This is a genomic window from Candidatus Hamiltonella defensa 5AT (Acyrthosiphon pisum) (assembly GCF_000021705.1).
GTDB lineage: Bacteria > Pseudomonadota > Gammaproteobacteria > Enterobacterales > Enterobacteriaceae > Hamiltonella > Hamiltonella defendens.
On record NC_012751.1, the window covers coordinates 1,165,535 to 1,180,421 of the forward strand.

Sequence of the window (14,887 nt, forward strand, 5' to 3'; positions counted from 1 at the left end):
AACCACAGAAGTCGCCGCTCGAAGTCGATTTCACAACAGATATAATGATAAAGTAATGACGGAAATTTTAACTATGATCCCACGACGTCCTTATCTATTACGCGCATTTTATGATTGGTTAATCGATAATCACTTGACCCCTTATCTGATGGTAGATGCCACTTCTGAAGATGTCATAGTACCGAGAGAGTGTGTTCAAGATGGCCAAATTATTTTGAATATTGCACCCTCTGTTGTTTCCGATTTGTCATTAACTAACAAAGAAGTTTGTTTTGATGCTTATTTTAGTAGTGTGCCTTTTTCTATAGTGATCCCTATCAGCTCAGTACTAGCCATCTATGCCCAAGAAAATGGATTTGGCACTTTATTTGAAGCAGAAATATTTGAATCAGAAGAAGTGAAGATATCGCATCATTTCTTAAATCTGGTCGACACTTCTATAGACACAGAAAAAAATACAGAAGAGGCATCAGGAGTTAAGAAAAAAATACCTTCCCATAGAAAAAAATCAAAAAGTCAGCCTCCTACTTTGAGAATTATTAAATAGAGACTAACAACTTCAATTCAAAAAACAGATTTCCTCATTAAGTATTTTTTAGTGAATCCCTACTGAGTAACGATTTGAGCGATCGGTTTATAAAAAGTAGAAGCGATTTCCTGTATGATAGGGGTTTTGTCTTTTGAATTAAAAGCCGACATAAGTGTTGTGATCAAATCAGGGGTGATATCGTCACCATTGCTCATTTGAATATTTTTTAATTTTTCTCTTTCTGCTGTCTGAAATGCTTGTTCTGTATTGAATGAGAGAGTTTTTTTAAATTCAAGATCTGAAATAGTTAATTGTATCCCGTTCTTTTCTTGAATCAGTGTTTGTATTTTTTCTATTTTTTGAGCCGTATTGAGCTTTGCACCTTTTTTGATGGTGACTGAAAATGAATTTTTAAATCCAGGCCTTGACATTTTAAGTACTATATCTTCGCCTTCTGTTATTGCCTCTAATTCATCATGACGAATATGACATAAAACCAAAGTATCGTTACCTCCGCGGTGTCTTCAATCACGGTGTGACCATCGTTATAGCTGATTAAATAAATATCATCACCCCCCCCCTGAAAGGAAATCATCTCCTATGCCACCACAAATAAAGTTATTGCCCTGATAAACAAATATTTCATCGTCTCCTAAATATCCCCAAATCTGATCGTTTCCGCCTCTTCCATTCAAATAGTTATTTTCATGATTTCCTTTAAGTTCATCATTGGTTTTTGGATTGCCATAAGCGTGTTCGATATTTTCTATATTTGCTATTAATTTTTTATCATTGATATGATGAAAATGAATTTCTCCTAAAGTTAAATCAATGAAATAATGACTATGCTCTGGCAAATCTTCATAAGTAATAATAATATCTTCACCGCCTAAACCATTAAAATAACTGGCTTCTGCCAATAAGTCCGGCTTTGATAAGTAAAAAATATCGGCTTTATCTCCTCCTGTATATTGTTTGGAGCCGTAGCTGATTTTAAAAATATTTTTTCTTTGACGATACCCCACCGCAATATCATCCCCATCACCGAGATCAAATAAAGCCGTCGATTCCTCTTGAGAAATGTCAGGGTCATCCGAAAAGTTTTTTTTAACCGGGGCGTTATTTGCATCATCCTCATCCTAATTCACATTGATATGATCATTCACCGCTGTTAAAGCTGAAGGCTCAGGATAATGATATTCGCTATCTTTAATCTCTATATCTTTATATTGATGAACATTATCAGCAATAAATTGATTGACTTCTTTAGGATGAAATTTATCTTTTATTTCCGTTAAATACTTAATGCCAGGTAAAGTCTGAGTCCAGTTCTTATAAGTTAATAATTTATAAGGTCTCATTTCTATCTTAAAATCTTGTTAACTATAAAAATAAATATTAATTTTTTGAGCGTTGACGTCCAACATTTGATTATATTGTTCACGTGCCGCATGTTCACTTTTTTGTTTTAATTCTTTATTTTGTAATTCAATAGTGGGGGCTAATCCCACAAATAGACGCGCGTAATTTTTCGAAAACTCTTCTGTATTGAGTTCAACATGGTTTTTTATGTCTTCTAACTGACGAAAGGCAGAATATAATTGCGAGGTGGCCAGAATAAGCTACTCCGCCTAAAAGGGCACTCTTGTATCCAACAATCGCGGTCAGACTCGTACCCACGCCAAGCCCACCACTTAACAGTGATAAAGAACCATTGACCATCAAATCTTGCCGAATTTTTGGATCAACAGTGTCAGATATTTTTTCAAAATTAAAATAGGCCTGATAAAAATCAAAAGAAGAAATGAATAAACCTAACCCCATGTTGATAAAAGGGAAAAACTGGATCCCCTTATTCATCTCTTTGTTGAATTTCTAGTATTTTTCTCTCTTCTTGGGTTAATGCTTTATCCTGTAAAAAATGTCTAATTTTAATGATTTCATACATGCCATGAAAGTAATTAGAGATTTGCATAAAAGTATCGATTCGATTCACTTTTTTATATAATTGACTATTCAAAAAATTTTTTTTTAAATTATGAAATCGATGATGATTTTTTTATCTTCTTTTTCTCCTTCTAATATCGTAGTGAGGGAGGGCGTTATTTTTATTTTTTCTTTTAAAAGGGTGATCGCCATTTCTATTTCATGTTCTTCGAGCTTTTGATTTAATAAATAATTTTTTAATTTTTTCGCGTTAAAATGAAGGTGTGATAATAACTCTTTTGGAGAAGCAAAGTGCTCTACAGAAAGCCCCTTTTGACCAAACATCCCCCCCCATTTCATAAATTAAGAAAGGAGACAAAGTCACTTTATTTAAAATCATGGGGGGTAATTCAAAAATGCGTTGTTTATCGGAACGAAAATCAGAGATAAATTGGTCTATATGATTCAATTGATGTAAATCAGTTAACGTATTTTCAGTTAATGTCGTGATTTTAAAATAATAATTGCCACGAAATTTTTCAACCCCATATAATTGACCTCGGATTTTATCATTCATGACTTTAGAATCCAGATAATCATTAAGAAATTGATGAAATTCAGTATTATGTTCATCAGACGTCTTTATTTTTATATCGCCAATCATCGGATCATATAATGTCATCGTATTACCTTGATCGTTTTGAGTGATATCTAAAACCAGGATATGTCCATGATTCGATTGAGTAGAACTTAAAAAATAACTTTCAGGATTCATAGGTAAAAATGAATTTCTGGTATTTTTAAAAATATTATTGGTTTTTTCTTTTATGTTTTTTTTAAAGATTTGAATAAATCTTCAAATTCTTTTAATTTTTCTTTATCATAATCACTCATTACATCAAAACTGTCATTATTAATAAAAAAATTTCTTGTTAATAATTTTAAAAAATTTTATTTAGGTACTCGTTCTTTTATTTTTTTATTTAACCAAATAAGGCCTAGTCCGAAACTATTATAAATATTATTTGTAATATAAACAGATTTAGGTGCAATAATATTCAATTGAATTCCGGCGGATTTATATTCTTTTTTAGAGGCCATCACAATCAAATCTTTTAAATTTTTTCCTTATAAAATGCCCTTTTTTATCAATTCTACGTAGAACCGCTTCACGTATTTGATGAAAATGCTGATATGGCAATGACTGTGCATTCCTGGTTTTTATGATGCCTTATTTTAAAGGTAATTTCAGGGATTTTATTCTCAGCATTGAAAGTATAAGACACGAATTGACCTGTCACGTTGGGATGAAAATTCACTTGAATTTTTTTTTCCACTAAAGATTTGATGAAATAGCTTTCTTCCTGTGATTTTGCTTCTTTCCAAATGCCATCGTAACCTGAATTATCTTTTGGTACTAAATGCGTATATTCTATTTTAGTCTTCTCTCCTGCTTCTGGATCTTCAAATTGATATAATTTCTCCCCGTTTGATCGAGTCGTATTCAGAAGAGAATTCGTAATAAAGTTACGCCAAGCGGAATAATCACTTTCTGCCAAACTTTTTAACCATAAAATATAGCCTTTACCGCGCCCCCTAAACCAAAGTTACGTTCTTCAATTACATAGCGAACAGACAAAGCAATACATAATCCGTTATTATTATAATATTTTGATAAAAGATTAATATTGCCGATTTTATCTTTTGTTTTGATAAAAATATCCTGGTATTGACTAAAATCAAATGAATTTTCTATCACAAAGTGCGGGCCATAATTTGAATCAGATGAAGAAGTGCTCGGCATCGGCATATATTGAATCCTTTTAATATATTTTTTATTAAATGATTTATATCAATTTAAATTCTAAAAAAACTGATAATAAAAATTTTCTCAAGTCATTGAGTCAATATATTTTAGCTCATAAAATAAAAAAAGGATTTATACACAAACTAAAAAAGAAGCCGTATTTTTTTACATAATGTTTAGCAATTTTCTCCAACATTTGAGATGTACTCATATTGAGACTTTAGTGGCCAGCTTACATCCAGTACGGTATTAGATAATTTTTCATAGTAGTCATAGTTTAATTGTTGAATGATAAGTTATTTTATTATCTAAAAACACTTTTAATTCATGCAGATTATTTAATGCTGTCTATACTTATTTTTGCTGACATTTATTTAATAGATATTCACATTAGAGGAGCTTTAGGTATGGAAATAAAAAAAGATTTAAAAATGATGGAAGGAATTTCTTGGGGCAGTATTTTAGCTGGTGTTATTACCGTTTTATCGGCTTCGCTCTTATTTTCTACTTTAGGTACTAGCTTAGGATTTTCCATTACAGATCCTCTATCTAGTGAACCTGTTAAAGGTGTGGCAACTACCGTAGCAATATGGTCTGCTATTTCTCTCATGATCAGCTTGGCCTTCGGGGCTTTTGTTTCTGGAAAATTAGCTGCTGGAAATGGTTTTATTCATGGTTTTCTCGTCTGGGCAACCGCACTTCTTTTTGCTGTCATTTTAGGAGGTATGTTAATTGGAAGTACTATTAAAGCAACAGGAAACCTCTTAGGCTCTATCACATCAATAACAGGTAATATCATCTCGGGAACAAGCTCTTCTATCGGTAATGGTCTCTCAGAAATGATGGAAACAGGGGAGCGGATTTTCGAAAATTTTAACACTGATATTCAACTGAGCCCTCAAAATATTAAAAAAAATGTTATCCAGTCTTTAGATAAAAGTAATATTCCAACCTTAAAACCCGAATTTTTAAAAAAACAATTACAGGCAACAAAGAAAGAAATCGCTCAATCATTAAAACAAATTGCGATGAATCCTAATGATTCAGATCAGATCTTTCAAACATTAATTGATCATCTGAAAAAACGCAGTCAAATAATAACGCAAAAAATTGATCGTCCTGAATTAATTCAAGCGCTTTCTAGTAATACCGATTTAACACAAGAAGAAGTCAATCAAATTGCGGATAATATTATTGAAGCCAAAGAAAAAAGTGCAGAAATGATCAACGAAAATTTTAATGAATTAGAAGAGAAAATGGTTCAAGCCCAAGAGCAATATCAGATTTTTAAACAAAAAGCCCTCCAACAAGCCGCTGAAGCCACAAAGGCCATTGCTAAATCTGCATTGTGGTCATTCTTTGCTTTATTATTAGGAGCAATCGTCAGTGCTATGGCAGGCCGTTTAGGAGTAAAATGTTCTTGCCGTTGCTCTATTCCTGCCAAACGTTAAATTTGAGAAAAAAGTATTTTATCGAATAAGCAGCCTTGTATCCCGGCTCTTTATGATTGGGATATAAGGTCACGTCTTTCAGATAAATAGAAATATTAAAGAATAAAACGGCTCAGATCTTCGTTATTGATCAATTTACTGAGATGTGTGTCAACATACTTTGAGTCAATAGTAATAGATTTTTTCTTGATTTTATCAGCGTTATATGAAATGTCTTCCATGACACGTTCCAATATCGTGTGTAAACGACGAGCTCCAATGTTTTCTGTATTTTCATTCACCTGACCTGCCGCGCCAGCAATACTAGTAATGCCATCTTTGGTAAATTCAATTTTGATCCCTTCTGTTTTCATCAAAGATTTATATTGATAAGTAAGAGATGCGCTAGGCTCAGTCAAAATACGTTCAAAATCTTTTGGAGTCAGCGATTTTAATTCAACACGAATAGGAAATCGCCCTTGCAATTCAGGAATCAGATCAGAGGGTTTGGCTACCTGAAAAGCCCCAGACGCAATAAACAAAATATGATCTGTTTTGACCATGCCATGTTTAGTAGAAACGGTACAACCTTCTACCAATGGTAATAAATCCCGCTGAACACCTTCTCTAGATACATCAGAGGTTGATTTACTACCATGTCTACAAATTTTGTCCACTTCATCTATAAACACAATTCCGTTTTGTTCAACAGAGTGAATGGCAACCTGTTTAAGCTCTTCAGGATTAACTAATTTCGAGGCTTCTTCATCAATCAGTAATTTTAATGCATCACCGATTTTCATTTTTCGTATCTTGTGTTTTTGACTCGACATATGTTGAAACATAGATTGCAATTGATTCGTCATTTCTTCCATACCAGGAGGAGACATAATTTCTATGTCCACTGGTGTTACTGCCAAATCAATTTCAATTTCTTGCTCATTCAGCTCACCTTTTATTAAAGGTTCAAGAAAAAATTGACGAGCAGTAGAGGTATTTTGTGATCCTTCGACTTGACCTGAAGAATTCCTTGCAGGAGATACTAAAATATCCAAAATACGCTCTTGAGCAAGTTCTTTTGCCTTATCTCGCATTTTCTCAATAGCCTGATGACGTACCATTTTTACTGCTGTGTCAGTTAAATCACGAATGATGGACTCCACTTCTTTTCCAACATAGCCTACCTCAGTAAATTTTGTTGCCTCAACCTTAATAAAGGGAGCCTCTGCTAATTTAGCCAAGCGGCGAGCAATTTCAGTTTTACCAACACCAGTAGGACCAATCATCAAAATATTTTTTGGCGTGATTTCTTGACGTAATTCTGTATCAAGTTGCATACGACGCCAACGGTTACGCAAAGCGATCGCGACTGCACGCTTTGCATCATCTTGGCCAATGATATAATCATCCAGCTTTTTTACTATCTCGCTTGGAGTCATGTCAGACATACTTATCTATCCCTTAGTTTTAATTTTTAATTCTTCTATGGTCGGATATTGGTTTGTATAAATACAAATATTTCCTGCAATGGTCAGTGATTTTTCAACGATTTCACGCGCGCTCAAATTTGTGTTCTCTAGTAGCGCTCGAGCTGAAGCTTGAGCATAAGGACCGCCAGAACCAATCGCAATTAAATCATCTTCAGGTTGAATCACATCGCCATTACCAGTAATGATCAAAGAGGCTGTTTCGTCGGCTACTGCTAACAGTGCTTCCAGGCGTCTGAGCATACGATCTGTACGCCAATCTTTTGCCATTTCAACAGCCGCTTTAGTTAGCTGGCCACTGCATAATTTTAATTTTGCTTCAAATAATTCGAATAAAGTAAACGCATCGGCAGTTCCCCCTGCAAAACCGGCGATGACTTTATCGTGATGCAAACGACGTACTTTCTTCGCATTGCCTTTCATGACAGTGTTGCCCAAAGTCACTTGACCGTCACCACCGATGACAACATGATTATGACGGCGCACGCTTACAATTGTTGTCACCAGAAAACCCTCACTATCGGTTGAATAAAATGATGTACGAAAATATTAAAAATACAGCAAATATAGATGGGGCGAAGAGTCACATTTTTCAACCCCTGTCATTAACAGAAATACAGGTATTTATTCCTATTTTTTTTAATTTTTGAAAAGCGCGGCTGGTGTCTGATGAGTTCTTATAAGGCCCCAATAACACGCGATTCCAACCATCCAATGAATGAATTTTACTTTCCATGCCTTCTAATGCGAGCTGCACTCGAAACCGATTAGCCTGGTGAGCTTCACGAAAAGCAGCGCATTGTAGCCATTGACTTTTTGGGGATTTTTTCATCATCTCTTTCCTGGCTGCCTGAGTGTTTGGCGGTGGGGTATCTGAAACGATGGGCAATTTAGTGCCTGTATAACGCATATCAGACTGAATCTGTTTCAACAATTCGTGTTGTTCATGTGTCAAAGGGATTTGCACTTTTGGATTGTTATCAGAAAAAGATTCCGAGGACATCAATACATCTGTTCGACGATTTTTCAATTCTTTAACATAGTACCAACGCTCTTTCGGCTTAGAAGGAAGTAAATAATCAGTGTGAATATTTTGAGTCTTTAACAGCTTTACTCTGTGTGGTTTATCTTGTGAAAAAAAATAAAAGCAGCCGATCAATATCACTGCTAATGCAACACCCAATGTAACCAAGGCCTGTGATATTCCACCGCGATTTGATTTCTTTTTTTGTCTTTTGTAGATTATTTCAGAATCATCTCTGCGGACATAATCTTTTCGTATCACTGTTATTATTCCACGCTGTGCTGCATATTTGATATTTTTTGTAGATCAGGGGGCTTTGAATAAATAAAAGTTCAAACCAGATGATCAATTTTATTGGTTATTTTACTGAAATAGGCTAATTTTGCTAACCTCTTCATACCACTTCCTGGATTAAAATGACAAATCTCTATTTTTTATAAAAAATATATCCATTAATATTAGAGCATTTTCAAAACGTATAAAGGGCGTCTGTTCAAGGCGTCCTAATCGCCTTCACCAGCGTTATATTAAAGTACATGAGGGTGACGGGCACACTTCATGATCACTAATCACAATAAAAAATGAAGGATGTCATAATGAGTGTCAATAAAAACAACATGGAACTAAAACGTGAACTTAAAAACCGGCATATTCAACTTATTGCGCTCGGTGGAGCAATAGGCACGGGATTATTTCTTGGAATAGCTCAAACGATAAAGATGGCGGGACCATCTGTACTATTAGGCTATGCTATTGCTGGCTTTGTGGCTTTTTTGATTATGCGTCAGTTAGGTGAAATGATAGTCGAAGAACCCGTTGCAGGTTCGTTTAGTCATTTTGCCAATAAATACTGGAGCCGTTTTGCCGGTTTTTCAGCAGGATGGAATTATTGGGTCATGTTTATTTTAGTGGGGATGGCTGAATTAACGGCAGTCGGTATTTATATACAGTACTGGTGGCCTGAAATTCCAACATGGATATCAGCCGCTGTTTTTTTTGTTCTCATTAACATCCTTAATTTATCGAACGTTAAAATTTATGGTGAAATCGAATTTTGGTTTGCTGGGATTAAAATTGTGGCCATTTTGGCCATGATTGCTTTTGGAGGCTATTTGTTAATCAGCGGTCATGGAGGCGCAAATGCCAGTATCACTAATTTGTGGGCACAAGGCGGTTTTTTCCCAAATGGGGTGACGGGTCTTGTAATGGCGATGGCCGTGATTATGTTTTCTTTCGGTGGCTTAGAGCTGGTCGGTATGACGGCCGCTGAGGCAAAAGATCCTTCACACAGTATTCCCAAAGCAACAAATCAAGTGATTTATCGCATTTTTTTATTTTACATTGGATCGCTTTTTGTCCTGTTATCACTTTATCCTTGGAGCAAGGTCGTCGAAGGCGGCAGTCCGTTCGTGTTGATCTTTCATCAATTAAACAGCAACCTGGTGGCCAGTATACTCAATCTCATCGTGTTAACGGCTGCTTTATCCGTTTATAACAGCTGCGTTTACTGTAACAGTAGAATGTTGTTTGGTTTGGCTAAACAGAAAAATGCGCCTCATTTTTTACTCAAAGTGGGTAAAAAAGGCGCCCCCTTCATTGCGATTGGCGTCTCTGCTTTTAGCACGGGTTTCTGTGTCCTTATTAATTATCTGATTCCTGGCAAAGCATTCGAGTTGCTCATGTCGCTGGTGGTTTCTACTCTGGTGATTAACTGGGCGATGATCAGTTTTTCACATTTAAAATTTCGGGCAGCAAAACAAAGTGAAGGCTTAACCTCCAAATTTCAATCTCCTTTCTTCCCATTGAGTAATTATGTTTGCTTGATCTTTTTGGTGGGTATTTTGGTGATCATGTCTCTGACACCGGGTATTCAAATTTCTGTCGTTTTAATTCCAGTCTGGATTTGTTTTTTATGTTTAAGCTTTTGGATAAAAAATCATTATCATCAAATTGTGAAATAGGTTTTTTATTGCATTTGTTTTGGGGCAAGCCCAAGGCATCCGAAAAATTTTTATCGATCCATTTTTTTATTATTTGGAATGTTTATGCCAGAGAGCCTTAAAAATATCGATATGAGGCGGGAATTGTTATTAAAACGACTCAAATATGACATCCCCAATAGGGTGACTCAAGCTTTAAAAGAAGATCTCGGGGGGCAAGTGAATCCTCAAATGGACATCACATCGCAACTTTTTCCAAAAAATCAACACATATTTGCTGAAATTATCACTCGTGAAAACGGCATTTTTTGTGGGAAAGCCTGGTTAGAAGAAGTTTTTATTCAATTAGATCCAAAGATCACCATCACTTGGCTGGTCAAAGAGGGCGATCTTTTAAAAACCCATCAAATTTTATGTCAACTCTTTGGGCCTGTGTCTACTTTACTTTCTGGAGAACGGACGGCCTTAAATTTTGTACAAACGCTTTCTGGTGTTGCTAGCAAAGTCAATGATTACGTCAGGTTGTTGTCAGGTCTGAAGACAAAATTACTTGACACGCGTAAAACATTACCAGGTTTACGTACCGCATTAAAATATGCAGTGCTGTGTGGGGGGGGGCATAATCATAGGCTCGGGCTGGATGATGCTTTCTTGATCAAAGAAAATCATATTATTGCCTTAGGCAGCATCAAAAATGCGGTCAATAACGCGAAAGCATTGAATCCTACGTTACCGATTGAGGTTGAAGTAGAATCTTTAGATGAATTCAAACAGGCGTTATCCACCCAGGCCGATATCATTATGCTGGATAATTTTCCCCTTTTAATGATGCAACAAGCCGTTGAAATACGAGATAAAGCGGTGATGCAAAACGCTATTCAACATCGTCCTTTGTTAGAGGTTTCTGGTAATGTCACTCAAAAAACCTTACGGAGCTATGCCGAAACAGGGATTGACTACATTTCTGTGGGCGATTTAACAAAAAATGTTCAAGCATTGGATCTGTCCATGCGTTTTTGTGATTCCCGAAACGAGGATATCGATGCCTCTGAACGCTTAAAGACCCAGTCCGTTTCAGAAGATAAATGGGGATCAAACTGATAACCGGCCGAATCAAAATCAAGCAATTTTTCTTTATCAGTCAGCTGATTTTCGATAATAAAACGGCTCATCATGCCTCGGGCTTTTTTTGCGTAAAAACTGATCATTTTATATTTTCCATTTTTTTCATCGAGAAAAATGGGTTTGAGGATATGCGCCGGCCAGTTTTGTGGTTTTAAGGCTTTAAAATACTCCTGTGAGGCTAAATTGATGACAATATTGTCGCCTTGATCTTTAAGCGCCTGATGGATTTTATCGGTTAAAGTATCTTGCCAAAACGCATAGAGATCTTTGCCTTTAGGATTGGTAAGCTTCGTGCTCATTTCTAATCGATGGGGTTGTATCAAATCCAGAGGGCGCAGCACCCCATAAAGCCCGGATAAAATCCGTACATGTCGCTGCACAAAATCAAATTCTGATAAAGTAAAATTCTGTGCCTGTAACCCTTCATAGACATCGCCTTTAAACGCTAAAATCGCTTGGCGTGCATTTTGTAAATTGAAATCGGGTGTCCATTCCTTAAAACGCTTTGCATTTAAATGTGCTAATTTATCACTGATAGACATGAACTGTCGTATCTGTTCTGGTGTTAAATTGCGACAAAGATCGATCAAAAGACTCGATTGAGAAAGCAGCTCAGGTTGAGTGTATTGATGAGTGGCCAGTGGGCTTTCATAATCGAGTGTTTTAGCAGGAGAAAGAAGAATCAACATAAGCGCCCTTAAATCATCAAAAGTAAAGCAAGGAAAACCATCATGACCCCCTTGATGCGACAAAAATTAAATCTCCCTCCAGGAAAAAGCAAACTATTACTGCACTCTTGTTGCGCGCCCTGTTCTGGAGAGGTGATGGAGGCGATACAGGCGTCGAATATTGAGTATGCTATCTTTTTTTACAACCCTAATATTCATCCCAAAAGAGAATACGAACTTCGTAAAGAAGAAAATATCCGTTTTGCTCAAAAAAATAATGTACCCATTATTGATGCAGATTACGACACAGACAATTGGTTTGCCCGTGCAAAAGGCATGGAACAAGCGCCTGAACGCGGTATTCGCTGCACCATGTGTTTTGATATGCGTTTCGAGCGCACTGCGCTCTATGCTTTTGAACATGGCTATGACAGTATATCAAGCTGTCTTGGGATTTCACGCTGGAAAGATATGCAACAAATTAACGCATGCGGCATCCGCGCTGCGGGCAAATACCCCAATTTGGTCTATATTGGGATTACAATTGGCGTAAAAATAATGGCTCTGCACGCATGATTGAGATCAGCAAACGCGAGCGTTTTTATCAGCAGGAATACTGTGGTTGCGTTTATTCGCTTCGTGATACGAATTCGCACAGAAAAAATCACGGGCGGGATCCGATAAAAATAGGCAAGCTTTATTACGGAGATCAATAAAATATTTCATCCAACGAGGAAAAAATGCCCACACATTTAGTCTGGTTACGTCATGACCTGCGTGTCACAGACAACAGAGCATTAAATGCCGCTTGTCAACATTCTGAAGCAAAGGTGTTGGCGGTGTTTATTGCAACACCTATCCAATGGAAAACGCACCATATGGCGCCGCGTCAAGCGGCTTTTTTACTGGCTCACCTTAAAGCCGTGCAAGCGCGGCTTGCTGAGCTCAATATTCCTTTGCATTATCATGAATGTGATGATTTTCAAGATGCAGTGAAATGGCTGATCGATTTTTGTGATCATCACAAAGTAGATAAACTTTTTTACAATCATCAATATGAGATCAACGAATCTCGCCGTGATCACGCGCTTGAAAAAAAACTGAGTCATCAGGTGATTTGCCAGGGGTTCCATGATGCCGTGCTTTTACCGCCTGAAAAGGTTTTAAAAGAAAATGGTCAAATGTATCAGGTATTTACGCCCTTTCGGCGCGCATTTTTAAAACAGTTATTCTTAACCAATCTGAGCTGTATTCCTGTACCCAAAAAGCGTGATGGGCCCCAGGTGAGCATTTCTCTGACTGAGCTTTCTTTTGATTATCCCCTCTTGGATTTTGATACCGAACTATTTCCGATAGGCGAAGCTGCCGCTCAAAAACAATTAACGCGTTTTTGCGATGCAAAGGTAAGCGCGTATTCTCATGCACGCGATATGCTTGCCATTAAAGGAACGAGCGGTTTATCACCTTATTTAACACTTGGGATCTTGTCGCCCAGACAATGCCTGGGTTGTTTACGCGAGGCTTTTCCAGAAGGAATAGAGGATCATAAGGGGGCTTTTGATTGGCTCAATGAATTGATTTGGCGCGACTTTTATCGCCATCTTTTAATCGCTTATCCTCGTTTGTCAAAAGGGCACCCTTTTATTGGTTGGACAACATTTGTGCAATGGCATCATTCAGACTCTCTTTTGGAGAAATGGCAGCAAGGGCAAACAGGCTATCCCATCGTAGATGCCGCGATGCGTCAACTCAATACGACAGGTTGGATGCACAACCGCTTACGGATGATCACAGCCAGTTTTTTAGTGAAAGATTTACTGATCGATTGGCGTTTGGGAGAACGCTATTTTATGTCTCAATTAATTGATGGCGATTTAGCCGCGAATAACGGGGGCTGGCAATGGGCGGCTTCTACAGGCACAGATGCGGCGCCTTATTTTCGTATTTTTAACCCCACCACTCAGGGGGAACGCTTCGATCCCAAAGGCGAATTTATTCGCCATTGGTTGCCAGAATTAAACCCCGTGCCAGAGAGTGAGATTCATCAACCTTGGTCTTGGGCAGAAAAAAATCACAAACAGTTAGATTATCCTACGCCTATCGTCGATCATCAACAGGCGAGACAAGCGACATTGTCCGCTTTCGCCACCGCTAAAAATTTGTCTGAGGAAATGAAACACAATCATGCTCAATAAAGAATTAGAAAAAAAGCTCAACGAAGAGTTAAAAACAGAGAGCTTTCAAGATTACGCGCCCAACGGGTTGCAAGTTGAAGGAAAAAGGGAAGTCAACAGAATCGTCACAGGGGTGACAGCTTGCCAGGCTTTGCTGGATAGAGCGGTGGAGCAAAATGCGGATGCTGTCCTGGTTCATCATGGGTATTTTTGGAAAAATGAGCCTGTGGTGGTCTGTGATATGAAGCGCCAGCGTCTGAAAACATTATTGACTCATGATATCAATCTTTATGCTTATCATCTGCCGTTAGATGCCCATCCTTCATTAGGCAATAATGCGCAACTGGCTGATTTGCTCGAGATAAAAACCATCGGAATGATTGATCCTTTGGTGCCTTATGGTGAGTTTGAAGTGCCTGCTGACGCCATTCATGTAAAAGAAATATTGGAAAAAAAACTTCAGCGCCCGGTGTTGCATTGTGGTGATTCTGGGCCTGTGTATATCAAGCGAATTGCGTGGTGTACTGGTGGGGGTCAGGGATATCTCCAGAAAGCGGCTGAATTTGGCGTAGATGCGTTTATTACGGGTGAGGTCTCTGAGCAAACCATTCATATTGCGCGGGAGATGGGGGTGCATTTTTATGCGGCGGGGCATCATGCGACAGAGCGTTATGGTATTCAGGCATTAGGGGCGTGGTTGGCTAAGCGTTATTTATTAGAGGTAATTTTTATTGATGTGCTCAATCCTGTATAAGTTCATGGATTCCATATTCTGCT

General features: G+C 37.4%; 20 protein-coding genes and 1 pseudogene. 7 read left to right on the plus strand and 14 right to left on the minus strand.

Annotated elements, in window-relative coordinates; all coding sequences use genetic code 11:
- Nucleotides 1-55: 55 nt before the first annotated feature.
- Nucleotides 56-547 (plus strand): ClpXP protease specificity-enhancing factor, encoded by a 492-nt coding sequence (locus HDEF_RS05730; protein WP_015873707.1) that lies wholly within the window; start codon nt 56-58, stop codon nt 545-547.
- Nucleotides 548-606: 59 nt separating this feature from the next.
- On the opposite strand, the gene HDEF_RS05735 is transcribed toward HDEF_RS05730, so the two are convergent.
- The 10 genes from HDEF_RS05735 to HDEF_RS05765 all read right to left on the minus strand — a co-directional run bounded on the left by HDEF_RS05735 (nt 607) and on the right by HDEF_RS05765 (nt 4,265).
- Entirely contained in the window at nt 607-1,029 is a 423-nt protein-coding gene (locus HDEF_RS05735; protein ID WP_044612325.1) for a hypothetical protein, read from the minus strand.
- 69 nt (nt 1,030-1,098) lie between these two features.
- Nucleotides 1,099-1,449: a calcium-binding protein gene (locus HDEF_RS05740; RefSeq protein ID WP_123875424.1), complete on the minus strand. Its 351-nt coding sequence runs from the start codon at nt 1,447-1,449 to the stop codon at nt 1,099-1,101.
- A gap of 219 nt (nt 1,450-1,668) precedes the next feature.
- Nucleotides 1,669-1,890, minus strand: coding sequence for a hypothetical protein (locus tag HDEF_RS05745; protein ID WP_044612327.1), 222 nt, complete (start codon nt 1,888-1,890; stop codon nt 1,669-1,671).
- A gap of 18 nt (nt 1,891-1,908) precedes the next feature.
- Entirely contained in the window at nt 1,909-2,040 is a 132-nt protein-coding gene (locus tag HDEF_RS13555) for a hypothetical protein (protein WP_268802439.1), read from the minus strand.
- A 43-nt stretch (nt 2,041-2,083) separates the two neighbouring features.
- Nucleotides 2,084-2,389 carry a hypothetical protein gene (locus tag HDEF_RS05750; RefSeq protein WP_044612328.1) on the minus strand — a complete coding sequence of 102 codons (306 nt, stop codon included), beginning with the start codon at nt 2,387-2,389 and terminating at the stop codon, nt 2,084-2,086.
- Nucleotides 2,382-2,525, minus strand: a complete 144-nt coding sequence (locus HDEF_RS13885; protein WP_193432915.1) for a hypothetical protein — start codon at nt 2,523-2,525, stop codon at nt 2,382-2,384. Before HDEF_RS13885 ends, HDEF_RS05750 begins: the two co-directional genes overlap by 8 nt.
- Nucleotides 2,526-2,726: 201 nt before the next feature.
- On the minus strand, nt 2,727-3,230 hold the full coding sequence (locus HDEF_RS05755) for a hypothetical protein (RefSeq protein ID WP_044612329.1): 504 nt from the start codon (nt 3,228-3,230) through the stop codon (nt 2,727-2,729).
- Between the two features lie 176 nt (nt 3,231-3,406).
- A complete protein-coding gene (locus tag HDEF_RS13890) occupies nt 3,407-3,556 on the minus strand; it encodes a hypothetical protein (protein ID WP_193432916.1) in 150 nt (49 codons plus the stop codon).
- 68 nt (nt 3,557-3,624) lie between these two features.
- On the minus strand, nt 3,625-4,014 hold the full coding sequence (locus tag HDEF_RS05760) for a hypothetical protein (RefSeq protein ID WP_015873710.1): 390 nt from the start codon (nt 4,012-4,014) through the stop codon (nt 3,625-3,627).
- A gap of 5 nt (nt 4,015-4,019) precedes the next feature.
- Nucleotides 4,020-4,265 (minus strand): hypothetical protein, encoded by a 246-nt coding sequence (locus HDEF_RS05765; protein ID WP_015873711.1) that lies wholly within the window; start codon nt 4,263-4,265, stop codon nt 4,020-4,022.
- Between the two features lie 281 nt (nt 4,266-4,546).
- On the opposite strand from HDEF_RS05765, the gene HDEF_RS05770 reads away from it, so the two are divergent.
- Nucleotides 4,547-5,713 carry a TIGR04086 family membrane protein gene (locus tag HDEF_RS05770; protein WP_235661099.1) on the plus strand — a complete coding sequence of 389 codons (1,167 nt, stop codon included), beginning with the start codon at nt 4,547-4,549 and terminating at the stop codon, nt 5,711-5,713.
- A 95-nt stretch (nt 5,714-5,808) separates the two neighbouring features.
- On the opposite strand, the gene hslU is transcribed toward HDEF_RS05770, so the two are convergent.
- From hslU to HDEF_RS05785, 3 genes are all read right to left on the minus strand, one after another.
- Nucleotides 5,809-7,140 (minus strand): ATP-dependent protease ATPase subunit HslU, encoded by a 1,332-nt coding sequence (gene hslU / locus HDEF_RS05775; RefSeq protein ID WP_015873714.1) that lies wholly within the window; start codon nt 7,138-7,140, stop codon nt 5,809-5,811.
- Nucleotides 7,141-7,146: 6 nt separating this feature from the next.
- Entirely contained in the window at nt 7,147-7,683 is a 537-nt protein-coding gene (hslV, locus tag HDEF_RS05780) for an ATP-dependent protease subunit HslV (protein ID WP_015873715.1), read from the minus strand.
- 88 nt (nt 7,684-7,771) lie between these two features.
- Nucleotides 7,772-8,464, minus strand: coding sequence for an SPOR domain-containing protein (locus HDEF_RS05785; RefSeq protein ID WP_015873716.1), 693 nt, complete (start codon nt 8,462-8,464; stop codon nt 7,772-7,774).
- Between the two features lie 335 nt (nt 8,465-8,799).
- Here HDEF_RS05785 and HDEF_RS05790 point away from each other — a divergent pair, with 335 nt between their 5' ends.
- Complete coding sequence (locus tag HDEF_RS05790) at nt 8,800-10,164, plus strand: amino acid permease (protein ID WP_015873717.1); 1,365 nt, start codon at nt 8,800-8,802, stop codon at nt 10,162-10,164.
- A gap of 84 nt (nt 10,165-10,248) precedes the next feature.
- Nucleotides 10,249-11,244, plus strand: a complete 996-nt coding sequence (gene nadC / locus HDEF_RS05795; RefSeq protein WP_015873718.1) for a carboxylating nicotinate-nucleotide diphosphorylase — start codon at nt 10,249-10,251, stop codon at nt 11,242-11,244.
- Here nadC and yaaA read toward each other — a convergent pair.
- Nucleotides 11,133-11,957, minus strand: a complete 825-nt coding sequence (gene yaaA, locus HDEF_RS05800) for a peroxide stress protein YaaA (protein WP_015873719.1) — start codon at nt 11,955-11,957, stop codon at nt 11,133-11,135. The two genes, nadC and yaaA, sit on opposite strands and share 112 nt — an antisense overlap.
- Nucleotides 11,958-11,999: 42 nt before the next feature.
- Between yaaA and HDEF_RS05805 the strand changes: the two are divergent.
- The 3 genes and pseudogenes from HDEF_RS05805 (at nt 12,000) to HDEF_RS05815 (ending at nt 14,864) form a co-directional block, all read left to right on the plus strand.
- Nucleotides 12,000-12,652, plus strand: a pseudogene (locus HDEF_RS05805) (epoxyqueuosine reductase QueH).
- A gap of 24 nt (nt 12,653-12,676) precedes the next feature.
- Nucleotides 12,677-14,131, plus strand: coding sequence for a deoxyribodipyrimidine photo-lyase (gene phrB / locus HDEF_RS05810; RefSeq protein WP_015873720.1), 1,455 nt, complete (start codon nt 12,677-12,679; stop codon nt 14,129-14,131).
- Nucleotides 14,121-14,864, plus strand: coding sequence for a type 2 GTP cyclohydrolase I (locus tag HDEF_RS05815; protein ID WP_015873721.1), 744 nt, complete (start codon nt 14,121-14,123; stop codon nt 14,862-14,864). The genes phrB and HDEF_RS05815 overlap by 11 nt, the downstream gene beginning before the upstream one ends.
- Nucleotides 14,865-14,887: the final 23 nt, after the last annotated feature.